Raw genomic sequence first — 25,992 nt, 5'->3', positions numbered from 1 at the left:
GCCGGGGCCCCGCGGTGTCCGATGTCGTCACGCCCCTCGTTGCCGGGCGATCGCGGACAGCGATTCGCCCACCACCAGGACCGACGCCGCCAACAGGCCGAAATCCTTCAGCAGAAATTGTCCGGGCATCACGCTGATGGCAGGGAATGTCAGTTCTTCCGGGGCGAATACGCCTTCTGTCGTCAACATGAAGCTGATCGTCGTCAGAAACAGCCCGCAAGAGAACAGGCCGCCGGCGACAGACAGCTTCGGCGAGACGAGCCGACCGGCAATCAGCAGGCCGATGGCGATTTCGAGGATGCCCAGAAAGATCGAGAATCCGCGGAGCGAGAACACGTCATACATCCAGCCGATAACGAAACTGGGCCCCACGAAACTCTCCAGGCCCTTGGCCTCGTATTGCGTGAACTTCATTCCGCCGAACCAGAAGTAGATCAGAACGAGGGCGGCGAAGATGCCGACGATCCCGGCCCTGCTCACCTGAGCGCCGAAGTCATCGCGCGCCGGATAGGTCGTGGATTGATCTGTCATTGTATCGCTTCCTTCCAAGTACCTTGCCCGATGCGGATCTCTTGCGCCTCGGTATCGCCCGCGCGTTCCGAGGAGTTCCGCTTACCGGAACGCTGCATAGGCCCAGGCCAGCACGGCGCCAAAGACGAGGTGGCTGGCAATGGTGATGAAGTTCCGCGCCATCGCGAACCAGGGGAACACGGCGGTCATTCCGTAGAAGTTGACGAAATAGACCAGAAGGCCGAACACGACGCCCAATCCAACCAGTGCACCGGTTCCAAGTGCCATGCGGCGCGCGATCAGCACGAAGATGACCGCCAGAACCACGGAAAGAACAAAGTGAACGATCTGACCGGTCAGGAACACACCCATATCGAACGGAGGCGGCGTGCCCTGTTCCGGAAGAACCTCCGGACCCAGAACGATGGCGCCGATCATCGTAGGCGGGCCAAGCGGACTGCCACCGCCCACCACGGCGACGAGGACCATTTCCATGACGATAAAGACAAGGCCGGCGATCAGGCCCGCCAGGATGACCGCCTTCCAGTTGACACCAGTTTGCGCTTCAGTTTCTTCGGCCATCTGTTCACTCCTTGTTCAATGGTGGAACTGCCCGGCCGCTTCGGGGCCGGGCACGCCTGTTTCAGTCAGCTTCCGGGCGCGATGGAAATGCGTGCAACCGGGCCGGACCAGCCATGGGCATCGGTCAGATCCCCAACGCCCTGAATACCGGCGTGTTCCGCGATCACGTTGCCGTCATCGGCGATGTCGTTGATGTTTCCGTCCTCCTCGAACATCACCGGACCCGCCGCGCCGCAGGGATCGACAATCGAATTGGTCAGCTCGTTGTTGACCTCCGAACCGGCGTCATAGGCCGTCGCTTCCATCTCGGTCATCTCACCGGACAGCGGCATGGAATCCACGCCGACGAAGCCGTCGTTGGTACAGATGAGCATGGTCACGATCGACAGGACGTCACCCTCGTTGGCGCTGATCGAAAAACTCGCCTCGTTCGGCGCGTCGGCGCCCATGCGCATGATCGGCGCGTCGATCGCCACGACGTCGGTGATGCCCGAGTCCATCATGCCCTGAAGCATTTCCGATGCCGTCTCCGGCATGCCGTTCTCGGCAATCTCGATGACGCCCTGCGATGGTTCGGCACCGGCCTCGAACAGATGGACGTCCGGACTGTGGGTCACGATCACGCCGGGCGAGAACGGCTGACCCTCGGTCAGGTTGGTGATCGTGACCTCATAGCTGTTCTCTCCTGCCTCGTTCGACATCTGTGCCAGTGCAGAAGACGCCGCCAACGCTGAAATCGAGCAGGCAACGAGGATTGAATGTGCGGTCTTCATGGTTTTTCTCCCAATAGGTTTGCGAGCAATGCGCCTGAAAATAACTGTTGCGCGCGCCGATGGTTGCCTGTGCAATGTGCCTGGGAGTCCGGGTGGCGTGCCCGAGAGTGCAGAACTGACGGGAGGCCGGAATGGACCGCGAAAATCTCTTTCGTCGATTGCGCGTCGAGGTCGAGACCTACGGCTTTTGCGAAGCGCATTCCGGCTGGCGGCTTCGTTTCGAGGCAAGCGAGGCCGCGTCGCTGCATATGTGCTTGTCCGGCCGGGGCCGCATGCGGCTTTCCTCCGGCGTTGGTTTGCCGATGCGGCCCGGCGCGCTGGTGCTTCTTCCGGCCGACACGGAGTACGGCTTCGAAGCCGGCCCGGAAATCGTTTCGGAATGCGACGCCGAACGCGCCTTCCCGGACAATGACGAGAGCCTCAAGCTCTACCGCGCCGGAGACGGCGACGAAGACCCGCTGGTCGTGGCCTGCGGCGAAATCATCCTGGCCAACGACGAGATCGCGGATTTCCTGACCTGGCTGGACGAACCCGTTATTGAGGAGGTTCCCGAACTCATCCCGTCCAGCCACGGCCTTCTGACCCTCTTTTTCGAGTTGCGCGACGGCAGGGAGGTGTCGGTCGCCTTTCTCGAGACACTGCTGAAAGGTCTGCTGATCCGTGCCCTCGACATTCACCCGGACTTGGGAGGTTCGGTTCTGGTCAATCTGCTCGATGCGGCAGACCGGCGTCTTGCGCGGGCGCTTGAACTGATCGTGACGCATCCATCCGACGCCATAACCATCGACATGCTCACGGCAAACGCAGGCATGAGCCGGACGCTGCTGTTCGAGCACTTCAAGGAAGCCTTCGGCATGTCGCCAATGCGGTTCATCTACGATTTGCGGCTTACCCGCGCCGCACAGATGCTCTCGGGCGGGCCCGGCTCCGTCGGTGAAATCGCCCGTGCAACGGGCTTTCGCAGCCGCAGCCATTTCAACCGCGAGTTCAAACGGAAATACGGTCAAACGCCCGGTCGTTTCCGCGGTTAGTCCATCCGGAGCGGCAAGGTACTACGGTTCAAAGACCTGAATTCATTTACTGAAATGGCCAAAGCTACTCCACATGCGGACGTGCACCGGGCCGCGGCGCCCTGTGCTTGATAACCAGGAGCCGTGGGGACGGCCGCCACCTGCTCAGCATATCCGCGGAAGTTGCTCGCCCTCCAGCATGTCCACCAGCCGGTCTCCGCCAAAGAACGAAGTCATCACCGCACGGCCCTGCGGCGTCGCAACCACTTCGCCGATCTGACAGGCGGCCTCGCCTCCCGATCGCTTGCGCAAGGCTGCGAGCGCGGCCTCTGTTTGCGCCTGGGGGACAGCGGCGACGAAAAGCCCCTCGCAGGCGATGTAGAGCGGGTCTAGACCCAGGATCTCCGATATGCCCCGCACCTCCTCGCGCAGCGGCAGCTTGTCTTCTGCGATCCGGCAGCAAGTGCCCGAAGCGGCCGCGAATTCGTTCAGGACCGTGGCAACGCCGCCGCGGGTGGCGTCACGGATCGCGCGGGTGTCCGGCGCGGCCTCGAGCAGCGCCTCGACCAGCTCGCCCAGCGGGCGGCAATCGCTTTGCAACGCGCTGGTCAGCCCGAGATCGCCGCGCGCCGCCATGACCGCCGCACCGTGCTCGCCTAGCGTGGTGTTGACGATCAGCGCGTCGCCCGGGCGAATATGCCGCGCCGCCAGCGACCGGTCTGCCGGAATGGCGCCGATGCCGGCGGTATTGACGAAGATCCGATCCGCCGCGCCACGCGGGACGACCTTGGTGTCGCCGGTCACGATCCGGCACCCGGCCTCGGCGGCGGCGGTGGCCATGCTCTCGGCGATCCGGTGCAGATCGGCAAAGGCCAGCCCCTCTTCGATAATGACCGAGCAAGTCAGCGCAACCGGTTTGGCTCCGCCGACCACCAGATCGTTGACCGTGCCGCAGACCGCCAGCTTGCCGATGTCGCCGCCGGGAAAGAAGATCGGATCGATCACGAAACTGTCGGTGGTGAAGGCCAGCGTCCCGCCGCCGAAGGCGTCCAGCGCCAGCCGCGCCTGATCTTCCAGCCCGCTCACCCGTGTCTCGCCGAAGGCTTTCAGGAAAATCTCGTCGATCAGGTCGCGCATGGCGCGCCCGCCGGCACCATGGGCCAGCGTCACCGCGTCGCCGCGCAACCGTCGGGCGCCGCCACCGTCATCCATCGCGCGTGCCGACCAGATCCGTGGCGCCATATTGGTGATAGGCCGCGCAGGCGCCTTCGGAACTGACCATCAGCGCCCCGAGCGGCGTGGCCGGAGTGCATTCCTTGCCGAAGGCGCGGCACATATGCGGTTTCAACTGGCCGCGCACCACCTCGCCGCATTGGCAGATCGCCGGATCGGCGACATCCGCCGGGACCAGCCCGAATTTTCGCTCGGCGTCGAAATCGGCATATGCCGCACGGATGCGGACCCCCGAGCGGTCGATCGCGCCAAGCCCGCGCCAGTCGCAGCTTTCGCGGTCCTCGTAGACTTCGGCCATTGCGCGCAGGGCGGCCGTGTTGCCATCTTCGGGCACGACGCGGGCGTACTGGTTCTCGACCGAGGCGCGGCCTTCGGCCATTTGCTCCAGCACCATCCACAGCGATTGCAGCAGGTCGAGCGGCTCGAAACCGGCAACGACAAATGGTTTGCCATAGTCGTCGGGAATGAACCCATAGCCCCGGTTGCCGATCACCATGCTGACATGACCCGGCCCGATGAACCCGTCGATCAGGCACTGCGGGTCGGACAGAAGCGCCTTCAGCGTCGGAATGATGGTGATGTGCTGGCAGATCATCGAGAAATTTTCCACGCCTTCTTCCGCCGCCTGCAACAGGGTCAGCGCCGTGGACGGCATCGTCGTCTCGAACCCCAGCGCAAAGAACACCACCTCTCGCTCGGGATGGCGCCGGGCAAGCTCGAGCGCGTCCAGCGGCGAATAGACCATGCGCACATCGGCGCCGCGCGCCTTGGCCTCGATCAGCGACCCTTTGGAGCCCGGCACTCGCATCGCATCGCCGAAGGTGGTGAAGATGACCTGTGGTTGCTCGGCCAGCGTCACGCAATCATCAACCCGGCCCATCGGCAAGACACAGACCGGACAGCCGGGGCCGTGCACGAATTCGATGCTGTCGGGCACCAGCTTTTGCAGCCCGTAGCGGAAGATCGAATGGGTGTGGCCGCCGCAGACCTCCATGATGTGCAGCGGACGCCCTTCGGGCATCGGGATGCGACCCAGGGTTCGTTCGATGCGGTTCAGCACCTTTCGGGCCAGAACGGGGTCGCGGAATTCGTCGGCGTATTTCATGGCTGTGCACTTTCCCGCATCGCGGTCAGTTCATCCTGCACCTCGCCCAGTTCATCGAGCACCTCCAGCGTGCGCGCGGCTTCGGCCTCGTCGATGACGCTCATGGCAAAACCGACGTGAAGCAGCACCCATGCGCCAATCAGTTCATCCAGCGCATCTGTCTCGGCGATACAGGCGACATTCACCTTGCGGCGGACGCCGGAGACATCGACCACGGCAAGATACTTTTCGGCATCGGTGATTTCGATGATCCGTCCGGGAATGCCAAGGCACATGATCTATCCTCCCATGTTCTCGGTTTGGTATCTGGCCAGCGCCACGGCGATCTGCCCGAGCGCGAGGCCTCCGTCATTGGCCGGGACTTCCGCATGCTGGCGGACGGTCAGCCCGGCGCCGTCGAGCCGCTCCGCCAGCATAGCGCTCAACAGCCGGTTCTGGAACACGCCGCCGGAAAGAAAGATTGTGTCGCAGCCGGTGTCTGTCGAAAGGCGTGTGACGACTTCCGCCCATATCCGCGCCCAACCAGCATGAAACCGCGCGGCCATCGCGCCGGGAGCCTCCTCCTGCGCGAGATCGGCCGCAATCCGAGGCCAGATCGGCGCGGGGTCGACCTCGATCATGTCGGGTCTGTCCACGATTTCGAAGTGGTAGGGATCGGCGACATTCCTCGTAAGCCAGCCTTCCGCCGCCGCTTGCAAGCGCATCGCCGCTTCGCCTTCGTATGTCTGCCGCGCGACGCAGAGCCCCGCCGCCGCCGCCACAGCGTCGAACAGACGTCCCGCAGAGGAGCTTGCCGGCGTGTTCAGCCCGCTGGCCATCGCCGCAATCAGAGGTTCGGTGGGCTGGCCGCGCAGCCGTTCGCACAGTGACGCCGGCCAGCTATCGCGCGTGCCGGCCTGGCTCAGCCGCGCCAGCAGGTTCCGCCAAGGCTGTCGGGCCGCCTGGTCACCGCCGGGCAGCGGCGCCGTACGAAGCGTGGCCAGCCGCTTGGCACCGCGATAATCGCAGTGCAGCACTTCGCAACCCCAAAGCGCCCCCGCCTCGCCGATACCGATACCGTCCTGTACCACGGCAAGCACGGGGGCGGTGTCGAGCGGCACGCCATGTTCGACCATGCAGGCCGCCGCGTGGGCGTGGTGATGGCCGACCTCGACCAGCGGAAGCCCGCGTGCGCTGGCCAAGTCCCGCGCGAGGCTGCGCGACCGGTAGCCGGGATGCGGATCGGCGGCGATGACGGCAGGTGACAGGCCGTAGAGGGTTTCGAACAGCTCCAGCGTGCGCAGGAAATCCGCTTCGGTCGCCAGCCCGGAGAGATCGCCTATGTGCTGCGACAGCACCGCCACGCCGCCCTTGGCAAGTCCGAAGGTGTTCTTGATGTCGCCGCCGAAGGCGATCACCTGTGGGTGTGACGCTCCGAACCCCTCGGGCAACGGCAGCGGTCGCGGCGCCAGGCCCCGGCCCCGCCGCAGCGGCCGGGCGCGGCCGGCGGTGACCTGAACAAGGCTGTCATCCACCCGGTTTGCTATGTCGCGATCATGCATCAGGAACAGGTCGGCGAAATCCGCCAGCCGGTCGCGGGCCTCGGCATTTGTCGTCACCTGCGGATCGCCACCGGGATTGCCGGAGGTCATCACCAGCGGAACATCGACGGCCTCCATCAGCATCGCGTGCAGCGGCGAATATGGCAGCATGATTCCCAGCCGGTTCAGACCGGGCGCCAGCCCTTCGGGCAGCGGGCCGCCCGGCAGCATGTCGAGCAGGACGATCGGCGCGGCGGGCGATGCCAATGCCGCCGCTTCGGCGTCGTTGACACGGACGAAGGCCTGCGTTGCCGCGAGGTCGCGAACCATCAGCGCGAAGGGTTTGTCCGGCCGGCGCTTGCGGGTGCGCAGCAAGTGGATTGCCGACCGGTCGGTGGCGTCGCAGGCCAGATGGAAGCCGCCGATGCCCTTCAACGCAACGATCCCGCCGCGCGAAAGGCACTCGGCCGCACGGGCAATGGCCCCGGCGCCGATCTCCCGCTGCGTGGCGTCGCCCGCGTGTTCCGCCCAGAGCATGGGTCCGCATTCCGGGCAGGCCGTGGGCTGGGCGTGAAACCGGCGATCGGCGACGTCGCGATATTCGGCGCGACAGGCGGGACACATGGGGAACCGCGCCATCGTGGTGTTGGCGCGGTCATAAGGCAGCGCCCGCAGGATGGAAAACCGTGGCCCGCAATGTGTGCAATTCAAGAACACATAGCCATGACGGCGGTCGCCCGGATCGAGCAGTTCGGCGCGACAGGCATCGCACAGCGCGGCGTCGGGCGTGGCAGCGGCATGGACCGCGCCGCCGGTGCTGAGTTCGATGGAAAAGTCGCGCGGCGCCGGTGCGCCAAGCGGCGCCGCGTCGATGGCGTCGATCCGGGCAAGCGGAGGCGCGTCCCCGGTCAGCCTGTTGCGGAAGTCGGTCAAGGCGGCGCCGGTCCCGAAAGCGTCGATCTCGACGCCGGCACCGGTGTTGCGCACGGAACCGGTGATGCCGGCTTTGCCGGCGATGAGATAGACGAAGGGGCGAAACCCCACGCCCTGTACCAGGCCGCGCACCGTGATCCGTTCTGCACCGGGAGCGTCCCTCATTCGGCGGCCTCCCTCCGTTCGAGCGCGACGATCACCTCGAACGCCATGTCAACGGCAGGCATGATCGCGTCATGCATCGCCGGGCTCATCTCTGTGCCGAAGGTGTCGGCCTCGGCGATCTGCGCGGCGACGATGCGCACCAGAGGTGGCAGGGCGCCGACCTCGCGCGCCAGCGTCAGCGCACGCACCGGAGTGGCGTAGTGGATGTCAGCAAAGAAATCGCGACGCTCGCGGTCGGTGAATCCGGCGACATCCGGCAAATCCGGCGCCAGCAGGAAGAGCGTGCCCGGTGTCGCCCCCCGATCGCAGGCATCGAACAAGAGCACGGCGTCGTAGCCTCGCATCAACTCCTGTACCAGATGAATGCCGCCGATGCCGGTCTCGAAGACGGTGACGTAGCCGCGCAGACGAGGATCGGCCCCGGCGGCGCAGGCGGCAAGAACGCCAAAGCCGTCGTCGCCCTTCAATTCGTTCCCGACTCCGGCGACGAGTACCCGCATCTACATCGCCGCCAGCGAGGGCGTGAACGGCATCCCGAAGCCGATCAGCACGCGGTCATGGTCGCGGCGCACCGGCCGACAATCGAGCGGTGCGCCGCCGCCCATCCGCGCGCCACTGCGGATGTCGTAGAGGCAGCCGGGCGCAGCAGGACAGGCCCAGGCATACCCGTTCAGGGTGCCCTTCCGCATCCCGGCACCGTGTTCGCCACAGACCCCTGCGAAGGCGAACAGATCACCCCCGGCACGGGCCAGCACATATGTCCCCTCCTCCATGCGGCACACCGCGAATTCGCCATCGGCGGGCGCGGCGTCCACCGGCGCAGGCGACCAATGCGGCGGCGTGTCGGCGGGATCGGCAGAGACGCCCGCGTCGTCCTGCGGCAGGAAATCCCAGACCTTCCGGCATCCCGGCGTTTCCGGCGGCAACAAGTCGTACATCCCCATCAGCGTATGAATGGCGGGATCGGTGATCACCTGTTCCAGCACGCCTTCCTTGAACAGCCGCACCAGCCGGTGCATGGCTTCGCGGTGGATGGCATCGATCCCCGCAAGCGCCGCCCGGACGTCCTCGCGCGGCTTCTCGTCCGCCTCGTCGAGCGCGGCCAGCGCATCGCCAGTCGCCGCCACCAGCGCCTCCCATTCTTCATTGGACCGATAGCCCACAAGTTCTTGCGGGGCGTCGTCCTTCAGGTTCGGGGGGGCGCCGGACGTCATCGCTCAGCCATGCGCATGATTGTGGTGATCATGCGTCGGGTCGTCGCAAGGCTCGTCGCCGTCGCAGCAGCCGGCGTTGCATTCGCCGTGACTGGCCTGCTGTAACTCGGTGAAAGTCTCGAAGAACATGCGCCCGGCCTTGCGCCGCCCCGTGGCGGTGAAGACATAGGCGCCGCCGTCACGCCGGAGATCGCCCGCCTCCGCCAGCCGCTCGAAAGTTTTCGCGACATCGCCCTCGCCGCTCTTCAGAAATGGCAGGACGGCCAGCGGCGTGAAGCTCTCGCCAAAACCTTCGCCCTGATACCAGTAGCAGATTTGCAGCACATCCTCCTGTTCGATCAGCCGGTCGAGCGCTTGTGCATCGGTGTCTCGGGTCATTGACTCTGCCTCCGGGGCGCGGGTCCGGTGGTGGTGGCGTGATGAAAGGACGTCACCGGAACCAGATCCGCCGCCTGTTTCAATCCGGCCAAATCTCTGTCGTCGCCCCTGGCCAGACGTGTTGCCGTGGCGGCCAGCCGGGCGATCGTCAGCGCGGGATCGAAACCGAGGCCCCGCACCAGGGAAGCGGACGAGAGCTTCCGGGTTTCCGCCATGACCATCGTGCCAAAGGTCCCGGCCGGCAACTCTGCTTCCACAGTGTAGCACTTCGTCGGCCAGATGCCGAATTTTTCGCCGATCATCAGCGTGTTTTCCAAGTCCACCACGCCGGTGACCGCTTCATAAATGCGTTCCTGCATCGCGGCATCCGGCAAGCAGCCACCCGACCAGCGCCAGGCCCTGACCCGGCCCGGGCAGGCGCAGACCGAGGCCGCGCCCACCAGGACGATGCGGTCCGGCAGGTCCGCACCCATGTCCTCGAATTGCTGCACGATGTGGATCGGGCTCCAGGTCATGTTGCGCAGCGACACCTCCGGCATTCCGGCGCAGCGAACCTCCAGCTCGGCCATCAGCCGCGGTCCCAGCGGATAGGGGTCGAGCACCGGCGTGAAGCCGACGACGCCGATGATCGTTGTGGCGGCGGGCTCAGTCGATGCCGCAGGCACAGGTGGTTACCTCGCGCGTGACCACGCGGTCCGATCCTTCGACCATGACATGCGTGGTGCAGGGCATGCAGGGGTCGAAGGATCGGATCGCGCGCAATATGTCGATCCCCTGAAAGTCACTTTCTCCCTTGAAGTTGCTTTCGACGATGGCGGTGTTCAGCACCGCGCGCTCATAGGGTCCGGGCTCGCCCCAGGGCGTGCGCGGGCAGGCGTTGATGGTCGAGGGCGTGACGATCTGGTAGTTCGCAAGCAGGCCATCCTTGATTTCGCAATGATGAGAAAGGAAGCCGCGCCCCGCGCCCCAGAAGCCGACGCCAATGGAATGACCGCTCTGGGGGATCTCGAACGGCGTCGCGACCTTGGTTTCGCCGGCCTTCACCAGATCCATCGCGCGGGTCAGGTTTTCCATGGTCACCATCAAGTTGAAGGCCACGGCATAGGCGCGCGCGCGGTTGCGCTCGAAAGCGTTCCAGACTTCGGGCGGTTTCCATTCGAAAGTTCGCTCGGGACGTTCCTCGCCCTTGGGGACGCGCAGGATCAGACTGTGGCCGGTCGATTGCACGAACGCCGATTGCGGCATCTTGCCGGACACCGCCGACAGGTAGACCCGGGCATAGGCGCCGGCCTCGAAGGTGCGGCGGTCCCAGGTCGGCGTGGTGGCCCAGGAATAGCGCTCCTTCCAGTTCTGCGACCCGGGGCGCGGAATCGTCGTCTTGTTCCAGGGGTGGTTCGGCGACAGCGGGTTGCCGGCGGGATCGGTCTTGAACGGGTAGTCGTCCCACGTCTCATAGTAGGAATGTTCGACGAACTCCTCGAGCCCGACGTTGATGTCGGTCAACCGGTTGGTCACCAGCTTGCCGCCCACCAGAACACCGGGGGTCGACCAGCGCTTCTGCCCCCAGGCATTGCAGTTGGCATAGGTCGCATCGTAGTGGTTCTCATGGTCCCACTGCCCAAGATCGACCATTGTCGCGTCGAGCCGTCCGCAATCGAGATAACGCGGATCGGCCTCGAGGAAGAAATCGAACACGTCGTCCCAGATGCCGATGCATTTCTTCGAATAGTCGAAGAACTTGATCATGCGCATGTAGAATTCGTTCAGTACCGAGATGTCGACGAAGGTGGTCACGCCGCCGGGAATGATGGTTTCGGGATGCGGATACTTGCCGCCCAGCAGCACATAGGCCTCGCGTGCCACGCGCGTCATTTGTAGCGCTTCGAGATAGAGCTTGCCGGTCAGCGGGTTCAGATCGTGCAGGATATCGCCGATGGTGGCGTAGCCGTGCAGCTCGGTGTGTTTCGCGGGTGCGCCCTCGGCCCTGGTCCAGATCTCGGGGTTGGTCTGCTTGACCAGGCTTTCCGAAAAATCCGGCCCCGCCAGCACGAAGAGATGCAGCGGGTTGTCGTAGAGATATTCGCAGCTCAAGAGCAGATTGCGCACCACGATGCCCAGCGGCGGCGGCTTGATGCCAAGCGCCATTTCCACCGACAGCGCAGAGGCGGTCGAATGCACGCCGCCGCAGACGCCACAGGCGCGGGACGAAATGAAGGCCGCATCACGGGGGTCGCGGCCGCGCAGGATCACCTCGTAGCCGCGAAACAGCGTCGCCATCGAATTGGTGTCGCGCACCCGGCCCTGCTCCAGATCCACGGTCGAATGGAAGGCCAGCGCGCCGGCCACCCGCGTCACCGGATCGTAATCGACATCGACAAGCTGGCCGTTCTTGTTGGCCAGCTCCTTCAGCTTGGCGTCGCGTTCCTCTGGGGTGCGGGTCTGGTAGTCGTAGGGGTTCTTCACCCCTTGCTTCAGGAAGGCGTTGCCGTTTTCGTCGAACTCGACCGGCAGGTTCTCGAAACACATCGCAGGCTATTCCTTCTTCTCGGCGGTCATCCCGCGCGCGACGCCGACGATGGCGGCAAGGTTTCCGTTGGCGGCCAGCAGCGGTGGCGCCAGCGCCTCCAGCCGTGCAGAAATGCCGTCCACCCGTCCGTTTAGCGGCGCGGTGTCGTCGCGGACCTTGATCAATCCGTCTGCCAGATTCTGGAGGTGATCCGCACCGCGTTTCAGCGCCACGAAGATGCCGATCAGATGATAGGCCACAACCAGGACGATCACCAAGGCCAGCACGACCGAAATCCCTGTCAGCACAGCGATCATGGCGACCTCCTGTGCTCTGCCCGCGCGACCAGAAGCCCGGCCACTGCCCCGGTCTTGGCTTCGATGGCCTCGGCCACGGGATGCATTGACGCCGCAGTCTCCAGGGTATCGTCCAGTGCCGGGATCGCGCCGGTATGGGTAGCGATCCTGCCGCCCGCCGTACTCATGTCGGCGAGGTATCCCTCGATCGCCCAGGCGGCGTTCAACGCGCGCCGCAGAAGGGTCACCGCCACCGGCACGATGACCAGGGCGATGATCAGCAGCGTCACGATCCAGATCACGATTGCTGCCAATGGCATCATTTGTCCTCCTGTCCCGAGAGTGCTTTGTGCAGATCGCCCAGCGTCGCGTCGACCGCCGACAGCCCCGCCGCCACGTCGGCCAGCCCCTTGTTGACGGGCACGGCGGCGGCCGGCAGATGCGAGGTTTCGCGGTCGATGGCCCGCAACCCCAGCCGAAGTTTGGCGAGATAGCTGCTGCCGGTGCCGCCGATCTCTTCCAGCAGGCCGCTGATGCGCACCAGAGCAACGGCGACAACCGCCAGAAACAGCAGCGCGGCAAGCGCGGTCAGCGATGTGAGCAGGGTCGTCATGTGGCCCCCCTGTCCCCGGCGAGGATGCATTGCGGACAGCCCGGGCAGGTTTCGGCATGATCGCGAAGCGCCTCGGCCTCTTGCAGGATACCACCTGCCCTGCCCCGGATTGCCTGCACCGCCTCGAGCGTCCGGTAGAGCAGCGCGATATGGATGGTGTTGTTGGCCACCTGCTGGCCACGGGTCCAGACCAGCGCGGCGCCGTCGCGGATGTCGCGGGCGGTGCCGACCACCAGCGCCAGCAGGATCGCCACGACAATCGTCACTGCCAGAGCCGCGCCGATCGCGATCCACCAGAGCGTGATGTGGTCCATTGCTTCCTCCTCAGGCCGCGTCTTCATTTTCAGCGTCATGCGTGACCGCCTCGCGGATCGCGCGCGCGTTGGCCTCGATCGCGGCGGCGCCATCGAGAAGCGCGCCCGCAGTCCTGTTGATCTTCGCCACGCGCCAGACCGACCGCGTGTTGGCATCAATCTCGCCGACAATCTCCGCGGCGGTTGATGCAAGTCTGCGGATTCGCCGCGCCTGCCAAAGGATGGCCAGCAGCAGCACCGCCACCACGACGACAACCGCTGCCGCCACGCCGAAACCGAGAGCCCACCAGATGTTCATCGCGTCACCTCTCCACCTCGTGGTCATGCGGGGACTTGCGGATATAGGCATGGGAGGGGTTCTGGTAGGCGCGCTGCCGGTGCGAGCCCGCGGCCGAAAACCCCGTCCGCCGCCGCTTCAGGAATTCGTAGACGCCGCCCACCATCCGCTCGGCGGGATTGAGGCCGCCGTCCACTTTGGCCCAGCCACTGGGCACCGCGTTGTCGCGTTTCCACCGGCGGGTCCGGTTGCGGCTCTTTAGCGTGAACTGGCGCAGGTAGTCGACAAAACTGCCGGTCGTCCGGCTGAGCGTGGTCGACATCAGTGAGCCCGGAGGGCGTTTGTAAAAAGGCGCGAAGGCATCGGGAAACCCGGGCATGGTGCAGCCGATGCAGATGCCGCCGGTGTTCATGCAGCCCCCCATGTGGCCATTGGCACCGCGCGACACGATATTGCATTGCACCACCGGCCCCCAGCAGCCCAATTCAACCAGGCATTTGCGCTCGCCGTAGCTTTCGGCGAACTTTCCCTCTTCGTAATTGCCCGCCAGCACGCAACGGCGATGCACCGTCTCGCCGAACAGCCAGGCTGGCCGACCCAACTCGTCGAACTCGGGCAGCGGCCCGAAACCGGCCAGGAACATCAGCACCGCGGCGATGGTCTCGGTGGTATTGTCGCCGACAGGGGCGCATCCGGGAATGTTGATCGGCGGCAGACCCAGCGCGCTGAGATACTCTTCGCCGAGAAAATCCATCACCGACATCGCGCCCGTGACGTTGCCGATTGCCGCGGGGATGCCGCCCCAGGTCGCGCAGGTGCCCACCGCGATCACCGCCGCCGCGCCGGGGGCGAGATCGTGCAGCCATTGCGCCGTGGGAATGGGCTGCTTGCCGGCACCTTCGCGCTCGTCGGCGCCCATGGCCGACCAGTAGCCGCCGAATTCGCCGGCAATGCGCTCGTCGGGTACCGAACCTTCGAACAGCACCACATAGGGCGCGCCCAGCTTGCCGGCCTTGGCGGCGTGGTGCGCCTGCATGAAATCCTTGCCGGCGGTGACGGAAAGCACCGGGTGATGCAGCACGATCCGCGGCAATCCCGGCAGGCGCGCGTTCAAGAGTTGTTCGACCGAAGGATTCTGCGCCCCGGCGGCCGAGATCGTGCAGCCATCGCAACTCATCCCGGCGAGCCAGAAGGCATGAACTTCATCGAGCGGCCCTTCATCCAGCGTGAAGGTCGGGCGGTAGGCCTCTTGGCGTGTGGTTTCGGCGGTCTCGGTCATCCATCTGGTCTCCCGATTCAGCCCATGCTAGCAGATTGTCCCTAGGGAAAGGTCAAGGAGATTCCGTCGCCGGTTACCGATTTCTGCTGTTCTTACAATCACAAGGCGCGAGAAGCGCAGCGCAGATGCAATCGCCGTCACGCTCGCGCGGGGTGCCGATCAATGCGTCGAAACGGGCCCGCAATTCGTCATGCTCGCCCTGCAATCGCGCGATACTCAACTCGCGATCCCGGATCTGTTCGTCCAGCCGTCCGAGCAGCCGCTGGCGCAGGCTGCGCCCGTCATCGGCGGTCAGCAGGTCACCGATCTCATCCAGAGACAGGCCGAGCTTGCGCAGATTCACGATCAATTGCGCGCGGCGCGCGGCGCTCGGACCAAAGAACCGATAGCCGTTCAACGCGCGCTCGGGCGGATGTATCAGCCCGATCTTCTCGTAGTGGCGAAGCGTCTTGGGTGTCACCCCCAGAAGCTCGGCCAGTTCGCCAATCAGCATCCGTGCCTCAAGCGTTCCTCGTTGCGTCGGCCCCGGCCCCCGGCGCTGCGTGAGCGATCCGCGCGATGGCATCGATCCCGCCGGCAATGTCGCGGATCGCGGCGACACCCGGAGCCCCGGCCGCATGGTCAATCGGGGCGCTTCCCCGGCGTTCGGCCTCCATCATTGCCTCGTCGTAGGGAACGGTGCCGATGATCTCCATCCCATGCTTGTCGCAGAACGCCCGGATCGCGCTCATGTCGTCGTCGGAACGCACCTTGTTGGCAACAACCTTGACATGCGCGATGCCCAGCTCGACCGCCAGTTCGCAGGTCCGCATCGCGGCCTCGAGCGAACGGTAATAGGGTTCGGCCACCACCAGCATCATGTCGACATGCCGCGCGGTACCGCGCTTGAGATGTTCCAGCCCCGCTTCCATGTCGGTGATCGTGTGCTCGCCAATCGATGTCAGTTCGGCGATCAGCCCGCGCACCGCCCGATGCGAGGCACACATGCAGCCCGAGCCGGCGCTGCCATGAGCCGGCTTGCCCATCACGATCAGATCGAGGTTGCTGGCCGCCGGGATGGCGTATCGCGCCATGATATCCTCGCGCGGGATCGCCGGCTCCATCATGATGACGCCGTCAACCTCGGGCCCGCGGCGCATGACGTTGGCGGGAATATACCCGATGCGATCCGCCTCGTCGGGCGTCATCCCCAGCACCAGCGCCAGGTTGGGATTGGGATCGCCGTCGATGGCGAGAATCTTCCGTCCCTCTCCGGCAAAAATTCGTGCCAACGTTCCGGCGATGGTCGTCTTGCCCGACCCGCCCTTTCCGACCGTCGCGATCTTCATCCTCGCCTCCCGTCAAAAAAACCAATGCGAAAATAGTAGCTTACCCCAGGTAATCGTGCAATGACACGCATTCATTGCCCCGAGGGAAAGGTTAGTCGTGCCAACCGACAGTTTCCGGCAACCCGCTGGGCATCGAAGACTTCGGTGATCTTTTGGCCGACGGCGTGCGGGTTGTCGTGACCGGTGATGCGGACGCATGGATCACCTGGCCCAACTGGCCGATCACCAAAGACGGTCTCGACATGGTCGAACTGACCGAGGATCGGGTAATCTATCGCGACATCAACGTGGTGCTGTCGCCGGATGCCGACCCCGAAGCGAAAGCCTTCTTCGACTTCCTCGTGACGGAGGAGGCGCCGGAAATCCCGGCGACCGAGGGCTGGCAGCGATAATTTTTAGCGCGCCCGGGAATAATTCCGGAGCGCCACACGTCTCTTTGTTGAATGACGGTGTGCGACTGTGCACCGCTCTAGCAGCCAAGGGAGGAGACTATGGCGCTCGACGAGGACAAGAAACGCTCGGTTCAGGAGTTTTTCGCAGATGATCCGGAGAAAGCGGACAAGGAATTTTTCGGACGGGTCGCAAACCCCGACCGGCGCGGTTTCCTGAAGCGCACCGGCTTGGCGACGATGGCCGCGATGGTTGGCACATCGATCCCGTTCCACCGCAACATGCCGATTGGCTTTGTGCCCGCTGCAATGGCGCAGGAAAACGTGCTGTTCGGCAAAGACGGGCTGACCCTGCTCAACGACCGCCCGGTCAATGCCGAGACGCCGCCCGAGCTTCTGGACGATGCAATCACGCCGACCAGCAGGCATTTCATCCGCAACAACGGCATCCCGCCTGAAGACGTGGACCCGTCCACCTGGACGCTGACCATCGACGGGTTCGTCGACAACCCGATGGAACTGACCATCGCCGATCTGCGCGAGCAGTTCGAGGTTGTGACCATGGCGCTCACGCTGGAATGCGGTGGCAATGGGCGCGGTTTCTTCAACCCGCCCGCCAAGGGCAACCAGTGGACCTATGGCGCGGTGGCCTGTTCGGAATGGACGGGCGTTCGCCTCAAGGACGTGCTGGAAAAGGCGGGGGTGCAGTCCAACGTCGTCTACACGGCGCATTACGGGGCCGACGGACACCTGTCGGGCGATCCCGACAAGCTGCCGATTTCGCGCGGCGTGCCAATCGAAAAGGCGATGACGGACAACATCCTGATCGCCTTCGAAATGAACGGCGAGACGCTACATCCGATGAACGGCGCCCCCTTGCGCCTTGTTGTGCCCGGTTGGCCGGCCTCGACCGCGCAAAAGTGGCTGACACGGATCGAGCTGCGCGACCAGGTGCATGACGGCCCGAAGATGACCGGCACGTCTTATCGCGTGCCCGCCTATCCCGTGGCACCGGGACAGGATGTGCCGGACGAGGATTTCGTCATCATCGAACGGATGCCGGTCAAGTCGCTCGTGACCTTCCCCGCCAACGGCGCCGACACCGGTATGGGCACGCAGGTGCGCGGCCACGCCTGGTCCGGCGACCGGTCGATCGACAAGGTCGAGATCTCGACCGATTTCGGGTCAACCTGGAGGGACGCCGAACTGGACGCACCGGTCAATGACGGTGCTTGGCAGAACTGGCGGGCCGACGTGACCTTCCCCCAGGCCGGCTACTACGAGGTTTGGGCCCGCGCCACCGACAGCGCGGGCGTCATGCAGCCCTTTGCCATCGACTGGAACCCGAAAGGCTATCTGAACAACACCATGCACCGCGTGGGTGTTCGCGCAAGCTAACCAATACCGGGGCGGCCTGGAGCCGCCCCTCAACACTTCCGGACTGGAGTTACCTCATGTGCTTCGCAACTCTGCGAAATCTCTCTCTTATTGCACTCGGCTTCGGCCTTGCCTCGCCCGCCTTGGCGGATCTTGACGCGGCCCTCGCGGCAGCCGATGCGTCCAAGGGAGAACGCGTCTTCAAGAAATGCGCCGCCTGCCACACTGTCGAACAAGGCGACAAGAACAAAGTCGGCCCCAACCTTTATGGTATCGTAGGCGGGCCGGTCGCCGCGGTTGACGGCTTCAAGTATTCGAACGCCCTGACCGAATACGGTGGCGAATGGACTCCTGAACGTCTTGATGCGTTCCTCACCAAGCCCCGGGCCGAGGTCAAGGGCACCAAGATGAGCTTTGCCGGGCTCAAGAAAGAGGAAGACCGCGCGAACCTGATTGCCTATCTGAACACCTTCTCCGACAACCCGCTTGCGTTCGGCGCGACCGAGGCCGCCGCACCGGCGACAGACAGCGCCGCCGAGGAGTACGAATTCGGCATCCTGTTCGATGCACCGGGCGTAGAGGCCACGTATTACGCCTGCACCGCCTGCCATTCCGAGATGATCGTCGCCCAGCAGGGCCTGACCCGCGACGAGTGGGACGAGATGTTCGAGTGGATGGTCGAAGAACAGGGTATGTCCGAAATCGAAGAGCCCGACAGGACCGAGATTCTCGACTACCTGGCGGCCCACTACAACACCGACCGTCCAAACTTTCCTCGCCCCCTCGGGAATTAAGGTGCTGCGGTCGGGAATGGGCCGATTTGTCCCGGCCCATCACCTGGCTCGTCCGCTTCACTGAGGAGCCTTTGACGTCATGTTGGGAGGGGCGGCAATCCTTTACGCCTCCGTCCGGTCATGGCCGATCGTCGGGATACATCGCGATCATGACTTTCGGGTATCGGTGGAGGTGTCCTGCTCAGCCCACTCTTTGTGATCGCAGGCTGGACGGAGGCAAGACGGACGGCCGGCATCGCCGCCGTCTTTGTCTTGTTCATCCGCGGGCAACCTCGCCAAACTGAGCAGCGTCCCGGCACAGTTGGTGCCCTGGGCCATGCTCGCATTCACCGGATCAATCGTCGGCACCGGGCTGGAAGTGCGGTCGCTCCCTGTCAAACCGGCAGTCCTGATCTTGGCCGTTGCAGTCCTGATTTCAGGTCTGAAGTTCGTTCTGCTTTAGTCAGCCCACGCATCGTCCTGCGTTTGCCGTCGTTTCTTCCAATGAGGCCATCATCTGCTCACTGACCTGTTGTTTGGTCACAAGCCGCAGAAAATCGGCAATGGCGTCAAACTTGGCCTGATCCATGCCGTTCGCGATGATCATATGATTTATATTGTCCGCCGTTGCCCAGGTTGCGAGCTGCGCATCCTTCATGGAATCCTCGCCATCCAGGTCCAGCAACCCTCGGTAGTATGTGAGGCGGCAGCCGTTGTGACCCGCATAATGGGTCACATTTCCGTCTTCCAGCGTACGCATAGCGACCGGCGTCAGGTTCGCACCGGCAAGGTCTGGAATATCTTTGCTGCTCGCAGCCGCTGCGGGGGTCATACCCCCCACATCAATTGCGAATGGTTGCCCTGCCAATTCCGTATGCACGTCGAACACCGACGGTTCCGAGGTGAACTGCGGTCCCAAACCGACGGCCAACGCAATGGCTGCGGCAACCGCGCCACCAACGAGCCATCGAGTTGGCCAACGGTTCTGATTTGCCGCTTCTGCAACCTGCTCGGAAGGGGAGGGCCCTGTTTCCGGACGCAAGGCACCAAGGCTGGCCGAAACGCTGGCAACATCCCTCAACGCCTCTTGCAAAGCGGGTTCGAACCGGAGGCGCGACTCCATCGCTTGGCGCTCAACGTCACTCAACTCGCCATCATGATAGGCGTTGACCAGTTCCCAATCGTTCTCGTTCAACTCGTTCATCGTGCGCTTTTCTCTATTTCATCCGCAGCGTCCGATCCTTCGACCAGTGCCAAAAGTGCCTTACGCGCCCGGCTAATCCGGCTCATGACCGTCCCGTTCGCCACATCCATCACCTTCGCCGCCTCGGCGTATTTCAATCCCATTACGTCCACAAGACACAGCACTTCGCGCATATCCGGCGGCAACTTCTCGAACGCCATGCGGATCAAAATGTCCCGCGCCGCGTCTGATATGCCCGCTTCATCTGATAGACGTTTCTCAACCGCCAAATATTCCCGGCGCACACGTCTTTTTCTCAGCTCGTCGTAGTGAAGATTGCGGATCACCCGGAACATCCAGGGTCTCAATTCGTCAAGAACTGTCGGGCGGCTCTCGGTTCTCAGCGCACGTTCGATGGCATCCTGCACAAGGTCTTCTGCGTCGTCCGAAGACGCACAAATGGCAATCGCGTAGGCCCGGAACTCCGGGAGAAGCACTTCGATTTGAGTGAGCGACGCCATGACTGAACGCTTATCGCAATACGGTCCCGAGACAAAGGAAAGCATGTACCAAAAAAACTTCGCGCCGCGCCCCTTGATGTATCTGCGAACATTCGCAGATACATCTGTATGGAACTGGATGCGATGCAAAAAAATGCCGACGCGGCGGAAGCCCTGCTCAAGTGCCTGGCCAGTCGGAACAGGTTGATGATCCTCTGCACACTGGTCGAAGGCGAACAATCGGTCGGCGCCCTTGCCGCGTCGCTCGATGTTCGGGAAAGCATTGTGTCCCAACACCTGGCCATATTGCGGCGAGAGGGGCTCGTCGCGAGCCGGCGAGAGGGTCAGACCATCTATTACGCCCTGTCGAACGACGATGCGAAACGCCTTCTGGACACGCTCTATGACATCTTCTGCGATGGCGAAGAGGGGCGCGGCCGCAGCGATTCTGGCCGCTGAATTCACGCTCACCCTCCTCCAAATCCCTAGAAAATCGGAATTGAAACGAACATGATCCTGGCGCGCCAAAGCCCTTCCACCGGACCGACGTCCCCCGACATCTGGGGGCTTCATGAGGAGGACACCGGAGCCATCCAGCACCCCGCGGCCTGTCCGCGCACCCACAAGGCCGGGCCTATCGATGTGGTGCCGGATTTCGACCCGCTGACGGCGCGGACTTCGTGCATGACACGCTGCGGCACGGCCAAGCCCGAATTCATCAAAACGCGCGACGACCGTGCTGCCACACCCGCCCTGCCCGACCGCATGCCGCACGCCGCACAGGTTAACCTGCGCGGCGGTCGCCTGCACCCGGCCGAGGCCGATGGGCACAGCAATTTCAAGACCACCGCAAACAAGTTCTGAAGGAGAACAAGGATGACCAAAGGCATCAAGGATTTCGTCGCCGAAGCGAAAGCAACCGTTGAGACCATCTCGCCGGAACAGGCCGAGGCGAACGCCCGGTCGGGCGCCGGTCTGCTTCTGGATGTGCGCGAGCCCGGCGAACTGGCCAAAGACGGCAAGCTGGGGCCAGACCACATCCACATCCCGCGCGGCCTGCTCGAGGCCAAGGCCGATCCCGACAGCGGCGTGGCCGAGGCCGACCTGACCGCCGTGCAGGGGAAGTCGCCCGTCATGGTCGTCTGCGCCTCGGGCGCGCGCGCCGCCATGGCCGCCGCCCGGCTGAAGGAGATGGGATATGACGCGCAGCTGGTCGATGGCGGTCTGGCAGGCTGGAAAAAGGCGGGCTTGCCGACCGCTTAGATGCGGCTGACACGGGCTAAGAATTAACTGCGGCACGCGCCGCGAAAGGACGAACCCATGAAACGACGACACTTTCTGATGGCCGGTGCGGCGGCTGGCGCGACCTTGGCCACACCGATGCTGCTGACCCGCCGCGCGATCGCGGCGGAGCCGGGCGCCCCCCTGCCGATCCCTCCCCTGATGGAGGTGGATGGAAGGGCCGGGAACACGCTCAGCGCGCGCGCCGGAACGCGGGATTTCTATCCCGGTGTCTCCTCACCCACGCTTGGTTTCTCGCAGGACTACCTCGGCCCGACGCTGCGCTTGGTCAAAGGGCGAACCGCGAAGATCGCGGTCGAAAACCGCACCGACGCCCCCATTACCGCGCACTGGCACGGAATGCACCTGCCCGGCCACCTCGACGGCGGGCCGCAACTGGCGTTCGGTCCCGGCGAGACCTGGGCGCCCGAGCTTCCCGTCGATCACCCGGCGGCGACACTCTGGTATCATAGCCACGTCCACGGAGAGACCGCCACCCAGGTCTATCGGGGTTTGGCCGGCATGATCCTGTTGGACGATCCCGAAATCGACGTGCCCCTTCCGCGAACCTATGGCGAGGATGATTTCCCGCTGATTGTCCAGGATCGCCTGTTCCGGCGCGGGGTGATGACCTATGACCTCGGACACATGGACCAGATGGCGGGGTTCCAGGGCAGCGATATCCTTGTCAACGGGACACTCCAACCGAAGCTGACCGTCCCTGTCGGTCTGGTGCGGCTGCGGCTTTTGAATGCGTCGAACGCGCGGACCTACGAATTCGGCTTCTCGGATGGCCGCGAGTTCCATCAGGTCGCCAGCGACGGCGGGCTGCTGCCTGCGCCGCAAGCGATGACCGGCCTGCATCTGTCCTCCGGCGAGCGGGCCGAGATCGTGGCCGATTTCTCGGATCGCCGTGCGGTGCGGCTCGTCTCCGCCGATATCGCAGGCGGCATGATGGGGGGCGGGTCCATGGGCGGCATGATGGGCGGCGGGGGCATGATGGGCGCAGACACCGGCGCGACCGGCACGCTCGACATCCTGTCGATCGAGGTTTCGGAACAGCCTGCGCGCGTTTCCGGCGCGCTGCCCGCACGCCTGCCCGCCAATTTGCCCGACCTTGGTGCGCCCGTGCGGACGCGCGATTTCACCCTGAACGTCCATTCGGGTGGCATGATGGGCAGCATGCTCAACAACCTCGTTGGCCGCGACGGGCAGACGATGGGCATTAACGGGTCATCCTATGACATGAGCCGTGTCGATTTCAACGTCCCCTTGGGTGAAACCGAACGCTGGCGCATCAACGCCGACATGATGGCCCATCCCTTCCATGTGCATGGAGCCTCGTTCCTGGTCACGGGCATGGGCGGCCGGGCCGTTGATCCGCAGGCGACCGGTCTCAAGGACGTGGTGCATGTCGACGGTCTGACCGAGATTCTCGTCCGCTTCGACAAGCCGGCCACGGCTGAGGCCCCGTTCATGTACCATTGCCACATCCTCGAACACGAGGACCGCGGGATGATGGGCCAGTTCACCGTGGGATAAGTTGCCGCAAAACCCACAAGACAATCTGAGTTGCACGGGCAGGAAAAGCCGAAACGATCCTTGGCCCTGAGCCTGCCATAGGCTGGACGGCGTTTCTCGGCGTGCTTGCGGCAATGATCTTGTGGGAAATCGCGGCGAGGCCGGCGAGATATTCCGCGCGTGATCCGATGGACGAACATCCTCTTGCTGGTCGTGATCGTACGGTGATCTTGGCCGTGAAGCCTTGCGCCTCCAGCTTGCGGGTGGAGGTGAGCACATGGGCGTGGTGGTTGCGCTGATCGCCCTCGCGGTGCGGCGCGTGGACCGCGACATCGCCGACCACCCCGCAGCGGCTGTCCGACCGCTAGGCGAAGTCGGTTCTCCCGGACCCGCGCGCCAATGGAAGGAAGGCAAGGATCTGATGGCTTTCCCGAAGGCCTTGCGACTTGGCATTGCCGCCGCGCCGCCCGCGGTCGCAAATACATCAGAATACATATTCCAATTTGCTATATTGATAGTTGGAATATCAATAGTGATGTTTCATAAGGTCGGCACTGCAATCGGGATAAGCCACATGATCACCGGCCCTCAGATGCGCGCGGCGCGTGCCCTTCTCGGCATCGATCAGAAGACCCTGGCCGAGCTATCCGGCCTCTCCGTTCCGACGATCCAGCGCATGGAGGCCAGCGCCGGCAACGTGCGTGGTGTGGTCGACAGCCTGACAAAGATTGTGACAGCGCTGGAGCTCGCCGGTGTCGAACTGATCGGTGAAGGCATCCCCAGTACGGCAGGCGGGCGCGGCGTCCGCCTGAAACCACCACCCCCGAAAGTCTGACCCAAGACTCGCGACGGCGACCGCCGACGACATGCCGACGATCCCGCCGCAACCCTCAAAGGTGCGGCCGAAGATGAAAGACCAGACCACCAGACAGAGTGCGGCACCCAGCTTCGCCGACCTCTTCACTCCGAAACTCGTCACGGTCCTGCGAGAAGGCTACGGACTGTCCCAAATACGCGCGGACGCCATTGCAGGTCTAACGGTTGCCATCGTCGCCTTGCCCCTCTCGATGGCGATCGCCATCGCCTCGGGCGCAACCCCGGCGCAGGGGCTCTACACGGCCATCGTCGGCGGCTTCCTCGTCTCGCTTCTGGGCGGATCGCGGTTCCAGATCGGCGGGCCCGCGGGCGCCTTCATCGTGCTGGTCGCTGCGACGGTGGCGCAACACGGGATAGAGGGGCTGATCCTTGCAACCTTCCTCTCGGGCCTGATGCTGGCGGCCGTCGGCTTCCTGCGCCTCGGCACCTTCATCAAGTTCATTCCCTTCCCGGTGACGGTCGGCTTCACCGCCGGGATCGCGGTCATCATCTTTGCCAGCCAGATCAAGGAACTTTTTGGCCTGACGCTCGACCATGAGCCGGGCGAGTTGCTGGAGAAGCTCCCCGCCCTGTGGGAGGCGCGTGCGAGCCTGACGCCGGACGCGCTTCTCGTCTCGGTGGCGACGGTCGCGATCATCCTCGGCCTGCGCAAATGGCGGCCGCATTGGCCGGGCATGCTGGTTGCAGTCGGCGCCGCGGCCCTGGCACCGGCACTCCTGAACCTGCCGGTGCAGACAATCGGTACGAAGTTCGGCGGCATTCCCTCGACCCTGCCGGCGCCCAGCCTGCCGGACCTGTCGCTCGACAAGGTCATGGCGGTTCTGCCCGCCGCAATCTCCTTCACGCTTCTGGGCGCCATCGAGTCGCTTCTCTCCGCGGTGGTCGCCGACGGCATGACCGGGCGTCGGCACCGCTCGAACTGCGAGCTTGTCGCACAGGGCGCGGCCAATCTCGGATCGGCGCTCTTCGGCGGTTTCTGCGTCACTGGCACCATCGCGCGGACCGCAACCAATGTGCGCTCGGGCGCGCATGGTCCGGTCTCGGGCATGCTGCACGCGCTGTTCATCCTGCTCTTCATGGCTGTGGCCGCGCCGCTTGCCGCCTATATTCCGCTTGCCGCTCTTGCGGGTGTCCTCGCCGTCGTCGCCTGGAACATGATCGAGAAGCCGGCCATCGCCATTCTCGTCCGGTCCGGTTGGGGAGAGGCGACAGTCCTCGCCGCCACATTCTTCCTGACGATCTTCCGCGACCTGACCGAAGCCATCGTCGTCGGCTTCGCGCTCGGCTCGGTCCTCTTTATCCAACGGATGAGCAAGACCACCGCCATCTCCACCCATACCCCCCTTGTCAGACGGGACGAGGCGGACGGCGCGCACCCGCGCGGCAGCTATGACGAAGAGGCCGCGGCGAACCCCGAGGTCGTGGTCTACCGCATCACCGGTGCGCTCTTCTTTGGCGCAACCGCTTCCATCGGCTCGGTGCTCGACCGGATCCAGGACAGCCACAAGACGCTGATTGTCGATTTTGCGACGGTGCCTTTCCTTGACTCGACCGGCGCCAACATGATCGAGGGTCTCGCCCAGAAGGCGCACAAACAGGGCGTCGACCTTTGGCTGACGGGCGCCGGCCGCGATATCCAGCGGGTCTTCGTGACCCATGGTCTCAAACGTCCCCTCGTGCATTACGCAGCCAGCATCGAGGATGCGCTGTCAGCCGTCACCGACGCCTCCAGAGATGAACGGGAAGTTGCGTGATTTCGGGCGTCGCACTGAACCGGCCGCGCGCATAGTCCGAGCTGCGGGACGCACACAGCATGAGCGACCAGAGCAGCTCAATGGCCGTATCCGGGGCCTCCGGCGCAATCCGGGTTTCGATCACACCGATCAGGTCGGTCCATTCACGCATTAGCTGGCCCTGCGCCCGCCAGGAAATGAAGCTTTGCGCCCGCCGGAGCGAGGCATACCGCCTGCGCAGATCGGCCGCCCCCGCCGCGTCCGGGCGCGCACCGCCCATCGGCTCGATTGCGGAGGACGCCAGAACCGCGGGTAAGGTTGTC

At 64.2% G+C, this 25,992-nt stretch carries 33 protein-coding genes; 9 read left to right on the top strand and 24 right to left on the bottom strand.

All coding sequences use genetic code 11. From position 1 onward, the window contains the following. Positions 1-27: 27 nt before the first annotated feature. The 3 genes from PVW49_RS19690 to PVW49_RS19680 all read right to left on the bottom strand — a co-directional run bounded on the left by PVW49_RS19690 (position 28) and on the right by PVW49_RS19680 (position 1,865). On the bottom strand, positions 28-531 hold the full coding sequence (locus PVW49_RS19690) for a YkgB family protein (protein WP_274591359.1): 504 nt from the start codon (positions 529-531) through the stop codon (positions 28-30). 81 nt (positions 532-612) lie between these two features. Beyond that, entirely contained in the window at positions 613-1,092 is a 480-nt protein-coding gene (locus PVW49_RS19685) for a membrane protein (protein ID WP_048534628.1), read from the bottom strand. A gap of 65 nt (positions 1,093-1,157) precedes the next feature. Further along, complete coding sequence (locus tag PVW49_RS19680) at positions 1,158-1,865, bottom strand: spondin domain-containing protein (protein ID WP_083416100.1); 708 nt, start codon at positions 1,863-1,865, stop codon at positions 1,158-1,160. Between the two features lie 131 nt (positions 1,866-1,996). Between PVW49_RS19680 and PVW49_RS19675 the strand changes: the two genes are divergently transcribed. Further along, positions 1,997-2,896, top strand: a complete 900-nt coding sequence (locus PVW49_RS19675; protein ID WP_274591358.1) for an AraC family transcriptional regulator — start codon at positions 1,997-1,999, stop codon at positions 2,894-2,896. Positions 2,897-3,040: 144 nt separating this feature from the next. Here the strand turns inward: PVW49_RS19675 and hypE are convergent, their stop codons facing one another. The 17 genes from hypE to PVW49_RS19590 all read right to left on the bottom strand — a co-directional run bounded on the left by hypE (position 3,041) and on the right by PVW49_RS19590 (position 16,036). Beyond that, the gene (gene hypE / locus PVW49_RS19670; protein ID WP_074837645.1) at positions 3,041-4,087 is read right to left on the bottom strand and encodes a hydrogenase expression/formation protein HypE; all 1,047 of its coding nucleotides are present in this window, start codon (positions 4,085-4,087) and stop codon (positions 3,041-3,043) included. Then, a complete protein-coding gene (gene hypD / locus PVW49_RS19665; RefSeq protein ID WP_074837621.1) occupies positions 4,080-5,213 on the bottom strand; it encodes a hydrogenase formation protein HypD in 1,134 nt (377 codons plus the stop codon). The genes hypE and hypD overlap by 8 nt, the downstream gene beginning before the upstream one ends. After that, positions 5,210-5,488: a HypC/HybG/HupF family hydrogenase formation chaperone gene (locus PVW49_RS19660; RefSeq protein ID WP_074837620.1), complete on the bottom strand. Its 279-nt coding sequence runs from the start codon at positions 5,486-5,488 to the stop codon at positions 5,210-5,212. Before PVW49_RS19660 ends, hypD begins: the two co-directional genes overlap by 4 nt. Positions 5,489-5,491: 3 nt before the next feature. Further along, entirely contained in the window at positions 5,492-7,831 is a 2,340-nt protein-coding gene (gene hypF / locus PVW49_RS19655) for a carbamoyltransferase HypF (protein ID WP_274591357.1), read from the bottom strand. Next, complete coding sequence (locus tag PVW49_RS19650; protein ID WP_274563859.1) at positions 7,828-8,331, bottom strand: hydrogenase maturation protease; 504 nt, start codon at positions 8,329-8,331, stop codon at positions 7,828-7,830. Before PVW49_RS19650 ends, hypF begins: the two co-directional genes overlap by 4 nt. Next, positions 8,332-9,045: a Rieske (2Fe-2S) protein gene (locus tag PVW49_RS19645; RefSeq protein WP_274591356.1), complete on the bottom strand. Its 714-nt coding sequence runs from the start codon at positions 9,043-9,045 to the stop codon at positions 8,332-8,334. It abuts the gene before it with no gap. Between the two features lie 3 nt (positions 9,046-9,048). Next, positions 9,049-9,423, bottom strand: coding sequence for a hypothetical protein (locus PVW49_RS19640; RefSeq protein ID WP_274563861.1), 375 nt, complete (start codon positions 9,421-9,423; stop codon positions 9,049-9,051). Then, positions 9,420-10,088: a hypothetical protein gene (locus PVW49_RS19635; protein ID WP_274563863.1), complete on the bottom strand. Its 669-nt coding sequence runs from the start codon at positions 10,086-10,088 to the stop codon at positions 9,420-9,422. Before PVW49_RS19635 ends, PVW49_RS19640 begins: the two co-directional genes overlap by 4 nt. After that, entirely contained in the window at positions 10,069-11,949 is a 1,881-nt protein-coding gene (locus PVW49_RS19630) for a nickel-dependent hydrogenase large subunit (RefSeq protein WP_274591355.1), read from the bottom strand. Before PVW49_RS19630 ends, PVW49_RS19635 begins: the two co-directional genes overlap by 20 nt. 6 nt (positions 11,950-11,955) lie before the next feature. Continuing rightward, the gene (locus PVW49_RS19625) at positions 11,956-12,246 is read right to left on the bottom strand and encodes a hypothetical protein (protein WP_074837614.1); all 291 of its coding nucleotides are present in this window, start codon (positions 12,244-12,246) and stop codon (positions 11,956-11,958) included. Further along, on the bottom strand, positions 12,243-12,545 hold the full coding sequence (locus tag PVW49_RS19620) for a hypothetical protein (protein WP_274563869.1): 303 nt from the start codon (positions 12,543-12,545) through the stop codon (positions 12,243-12,245). The genes PVW49_RS19625 and PVW49_RS19620 overlap by 4 nt, the downstream gene beginning before the upstream one ends. Next, positions 12,545-12,838, bottom strand: coding sequence for a hypothetical protein (locus PVW49_RS19615; RefSeq protein WP_274563871.1), 294 nt, complete (start codon positions 12,836-12,838; stop codon positions 12,545-12,547). Before PVW49_RS19615 ends, PVW49_RS19620 begins: the two co-directional genes overlap by 1 nt. Beyond that, a complete protein-coding gene (locus PVW49_RS19610; RefSeq protein WP_074837611.1) occupies positions 12,835-13,152 on the bottom strand; it encodes a hypothetical protein in 318 nt (105 codons plus the stop codon). The genes PVW49_RS19615 and PVW49_RS19610 overlap by 4 nt, the downstream gene beginning before the upstream one ends. Before the next feature lie 10 nt (positions 13,153-13,162). Continuing rightward, positions 13,163-13,450, bottom strand: coding sequence for a hypothetical protein (locus tag PVW49_RS19605; protein ID WP_074837610.1), 288 nt, complete (start codon positions 13,448-13,450; stop codon positions 13,163-13,165). Between the two features lie 4 nt (positions 13,451-13,454). Continuing rightward, positions 13,455-14,708 carry a hydrogenase expression protein HypE gene (locus PVW49_RS19600; protein ID WP_074837609.1) on the bottom strand — a complete coding sequence of 418 codons (1,254 nt, stop codon included), beginning with the start codon at positions 14,706-14,708 and terminating at the stop codon, positions 13,455-13,457. Between the two features lie 73 nt (positions 14,709-14,781). After that, on the bottom strand, positions 14,782-15,201 hold the full coding sequence (locus PVW49_RS19595) for a MerR family DNA-binding transcriptional regulator (RefSeq protein ID WP_274591354.1): 420 nt from the start codon (positions 15,199-15,201) through the stop codon (positions 14,782-14,784). A 7-nt stretch (positions 15,202-15,208) separates the two neighbouring features. Continuing rightward, complete coding sequence (locus PVW49_RS19590; protein WP_274591353.1) at positions 15,209-16,036, bottom strand: ATP-binding protein; 828 nt, start codon at positions 16,034-16,036, stop codon at positions 15,209-15,211. Between the two features lie 176 nt (positions 16,037-16,212). On the opposite strand from PVW49_RS19590, the gene PVW49_RS19585 reads away from it, so the two are divergent. The 3 genes from PVW49_RS19585 to PVW49_RS19575 all read left to right on the top strand — a co-directional run bounded on the left by PVW49_RS19585 (position 16,213) and on the right by PVW49_RS19575 (position 18,596). Next, positions 16,213-16,428 (top strand): substrate-binding domain-containing protein, encoded by a 216-nt coding sequence (locus PVW49_RS19585; protein WP_274591352.1) that lies wholly within the window; start codon positions 16,213-16,215, stop codon positions 16,426-16,428. A 99-nt stretch (positions 16,429-16,527) separates the two neighbouring features. After that, positions 16,528-17,823, top strand: coding sequence for a sulfite oxidase (locus tag PVW49_RS19580; protein ID WP_274591351.1), 1,296 nt, complete (start codon positions 16,528-16,530; stop codon positions 17,821-17,823). Between the two features lie 56 nt (positions 17,824-17,879). After that, a complete protein-coding gene (locus PVW49_RS19575) occupies positions 17,880-18,596 on the top strand; it encodes a c-type cytochrome (protein ID WP_274563885.1) in 717 nt (238 codons plus the stop codon). A 442-nt stretch (positions 18,597-19,038) separates the two neighbouring features. On the opposite strand, the gene PVW49_RS19570 is transcribed toward PVW49_RS19575, so the two are convergent. Next, positions 19,039-19,779, bottom strand: a complete 741-nt coding sequence (locus PVW49_RS19570) for a hypothetical protein (protein ID WP_274591350.1) — start codon at positions 19,777-19,779, stop codon at positions 19,039-19,041. Further along, positions 19,776-20,723 carry an RNA polymerase sigma factor gene (locus tag PVW49_RS23810; protein ID WP_433962412.1) on the bottom strand — a complete coding sequence of 316 codons (948 nt, stop codon included), beginning with the start codon at positions 20,721-20,723 and terminating at the stop codon, positions 19,776-19,778. Before PVW49_RS23810 ends, PVW49_RS19570 begins: the two co-directional genes overlap by 4 nt. 45 nt (positions 20,724-20,768) lie before the next feature. On the opposite strand from PVW49_RS23810, the gene PVW49_RS19555 reads away from it, so the two are divergent. From PVW49_RS19555 to PVW49_RS19545, 3 genes are read left to right on the top strand one after another with little or no spacing between them, the layout of a single operon-like run. Continuing rightward, the gene (locus PVW49_RS19555) at positions 20,769-21,122 is read left to right on the top strand and encodes a hypothetical protein (protein WP_274591349.1); all 354 of its coding nucleotides are present in this window, start codon (positions 20,769-20,771) and stop codon (positions 21,120-21,122) included. 12 nt (positions 21,123-21,134) lie between these two features. Next, complete coding sequence (locus tag PVW49_RS19550; RefSeq protein WP_074839366.1) at positions 21,135-21,521, top strand: rhodanese-like domain-containing protein; 387 nt, start codon at positions 21,135-21,137, stop codon at positions 21,519-21,521. Between the two features lie 57 nt (positions 21,522-21,578). Then, complete coding sequence (locus PVW49_RS19545; RefSeq protein ID WP_274591348.1) at positions 21,579-23,081, top strand: multicopper oxidase family protein; 1,503 nt, start codon at positions 21,579-21,581, stop codon at positions 23,079-23,081. Here PVW49_RS19545 and PVW49_RS19540 read toward each other — a convergent pair. After that, positions 23,068-23,403: a MobA/MobL family protein gene (locus PVW49_RS19540; protein WP_274591347.1), complete on the bottom strand. Its 336-nt coding sequence runs from the start codon at positions 23,401-23,403 to the stop codon at positions 23,068-23,070. The genes PVW49_RS19545 and PVW49_RS19540 overlap by 14 nt on opposite strands. On the opposite strand from PVW49_RS19540, the gene PVW49_RS19535 reads away from it, so the two are divergent. Beyond that, positions 23,338-23,895, top strand: coding sequence for a helix-turn-helix domain-containing protein (locus PVW49_RS19535; RefSeq protein ID WP_274591346.1), 558 nt, complete (start codon positions 23,338-23,340; stop codon positions 23,893-23,895). The genes PVW49_RS19540 and PVW49_RS19535 overlap by 66 nt on opposite strands. A gap of 73 nt (positions 23,896-23,968) precedes the next feature. Further along, positions 23,969-25,690 (top strand): SulP family inorganic anion transporter, encoded by a 1,722-nt coding sequence (locus PVW49_RS19530; protein ID WP_274591345.1) that lies wholly within the window; start codon positions 23,969-23,971, stop codon positions 25,688-25,690. On the opposite strand, the gene PVW49_RS23805 is transcribed toward PVW49_RS19530, so the two are convergent. Beyond that, positions 25,653-25,949 carry a DUF6880 family protein gene (locus tag PVW49_RS23805; RefSeq protein ID WP_350153837.1) on the bottom strand — a complete coding sequence of 99 codons (297 nt, stop codon included), beginning with the start codon at positions 25,947-25,949 and terminating at the stop codon, positions 25,653-25,655. The genes PVW49_RS19530 and PVW49_RS23805 overlap by 38 nt on opposite strands. Positions 25,950-25,992 lie beyond the last annotated feature (43 nt).

This window comes from Marinovum sp. PR37 (assembly GCF_028807375.1).
Classification (GTDB): Bacteria; Pseudomonadota; Alphaproteobacteria; order Rhodobacterales; family Rhodobacteraceae; genus Marinovum; species Marinovum algicola.
Note: the sequence above shows the minus strand (reverse complement) of the source record. Positions and strands in the feature narration are given on the sequence as shown.

Coding starts and splice junctions, on each gene's coding strand:
- PVW49_RS19590 (WP_274591353.1), bottom strand. CDS start 16,036: ATGAAGATCGCGACGGTCGGAAAGGGCGGGTCGGGCAAGACGACCATC.
- PVW49_RS19630 (WP_274591355.1), bottom strand. CDS start 11,949: ATGTGTTTCGAGAACCTGCCGGTCGAGTTCGACGAAAACGGCAACGCC.
- PVW49_RS19660 (WP_074837620.1), bottom strand. CDS start 5,488: ATGTGCCTTGGCATTCCCGGACGGATCATCGAAATCACCGATGCCGAA.
- PVW49_RS19615 (WP_274563871.1), bottom strand. CDS start 12,838: ATGACGACCCTGCTCACATCGCTGACCGCGCTTGCCGCGCTGCTGTTT.
- PVW49_RS19535 (WP_274591346.1), top strand. CDS start 23,338: ATGGGCGTGGTGGTTGCGCTGATCGCCCTCGCGGTGCGGCGCGTGGAC.
- PVW49_RS19640 (WP_274563861.1), bottom strand. CDS start 9,423: ATGACCCGAGACACCGATGCACAAGCGCTCGACCGGCTGATCGAACAG.
- PVW49_RS19690 (WP_274591359.1), bottom strand. CDS start 531: ATGACAGATCAATCCACGACCTATCCGGCGCGCGATGACTTCGGCGCT.
- hypE (WP_074837645.1), bottom strand. CDS start 4,087: ATGGATGACGGTGGCGGCGCCCGACGGTTGCGCGGCGACGCGGTGACG.
- PVW49_RS19530 (WP_274591345.1), top strand. CDS start 23,969: ATGAAAGACCAGACCACCAGACAGAGTGCGGCACCCAGCTTCGCCGAC.
- PVW49_RS19600 (WP_074837609.1), bottom strand. CDS start 14,708: ATGACCGAGACCGCCGAAACCACACGCCAAGAGGCCTACCGCCCGACC.
- PVW49_RS19620 (WP_274563869.1), bottom strand. CDS start 12,545: ATGCCATTGGCAGCAATCGTGATCTGGATCGTGACGCTGCTGATCATC.
- PVW49_RS19605 (WP_074837610.1), bottom strand. CDS start 13,450: ATGAACATCTGGTGGGCTCTCGGTTTCGGCGTGGCGGCAGCGGTTGTC.
- hypD (WP_074837621.1), bottom strand. CDS start 5,213: ATGAAATACGCCGACGAATTCCGCGACCCCGTTCTGGCCCGAAAGGTG.
- hypF (WP_274591357.1), bottom strand. CDS start 7,831: ATGAGGGACGCTCCCGGTGCAGAACGGATCACGGTGCGCGGCCTGGTA.
- PVW49_RS19595 (WP_274591354.1), bottom strand. CDS start 15,201: ATGCTGATTGGCGAACTGGCCGAGCTTCTGGGGGTGACACCCAAGACG.
- PVW49_RS19680 (WP_083416100.1), bottom strand. CDS start 1,865: ATGAAGACCGCACATTCAATCCTCGTTGCCTGCTCGATTTCAGCGTTG.
- PVW49_RS19580 (WP_274591351.1), top strand. CDS start 16,528: ATGGCGCTCGACGAGGACAAGAAACGCTCGGTTCAGGAGTTTTTCGCA.
- PVW49_RS19650 (WP_274563859.1), bottom strand. CDS start 8,331: ATGCGGGTACTCGTCGCCGGAGTCGGGAACGAATTGAAGGGCGACGAC.
- PVW49_RS19555 (WP_274591349.1), top strand. CDS start 20,769: ATGATCCTGGCGCGCCAAAGCCCTTCCACCGGACCGACGTCCCCCGAC.
- PVW49_RS19575 (WP_274563885.1), top strand. CDS start 17,880: ATGTGCTTCGCAACTCTGCGAAATCTCTCTCTTATTGCACTCGGCTTC.
- PVW49_RS23805 (WP_350153837.1), bottom strand. CDS start 25,949: ATGGGCGGTGCGCGCCCGGACGCGGCGGGGGCGGCCGATCTGCGCAGG.
- PVW49_RS19545 (WP_274591348.1), top strand. CDS start 21,579: ATGAAACGACGACACTTTCTGATGGCCGGTGCGGCGGCTGGCGCGACC.
- PVW49_RS19685 (WP_048534628.1), bottom strand. CDS start 1,092: ATGGCCGAAGAAACTGAAGCGCAAACTGGTGTCAACTGGAAGGCGGTC.
- PVW49_RS19675 (WP_274591358.1), top strand. CDS start 1,997: ATGGACCGCGAAAATCTCTTTCGTCGATTGCGCGTCGAGGTCGAGACC.
- PVW49_RS19570 (WP_274591350.1), bottom strand. CDS start 19,779: ATGAACGAGTTGAACGAGAACGATTGGGAACTGGTCAACGCCTATCAT.
- PVW49_RS19645 (WP_274591356.1), bottom strand. CDS start 9,045: ATGACGTCCGGCGCCCCCCCGAACCTGAAGGACGACGCCCCGCAAGAA.
- PVW49_RS19550 (WP_074839366.1), top strand. CDS start 21,135: ATGACCAAAGGCATCAAGGATTTCGTCGCCGAAGCGAAAGCAACCGTT.
- PVW49_RS19625 (WP_074837614.1), bottom strand. CDS start 12,246: ATGATCGCTGTGCTGACAGGGATTTCGGTCGTGCTGGCCTTGGTGATC.
- PVW49_RS19610 (WP_074837611.1), bottom strand. CDS start 13,152: ATGGACCACATCACGCTCTGGTGGATCGCGATCGGCGCGGCTCTGGCA.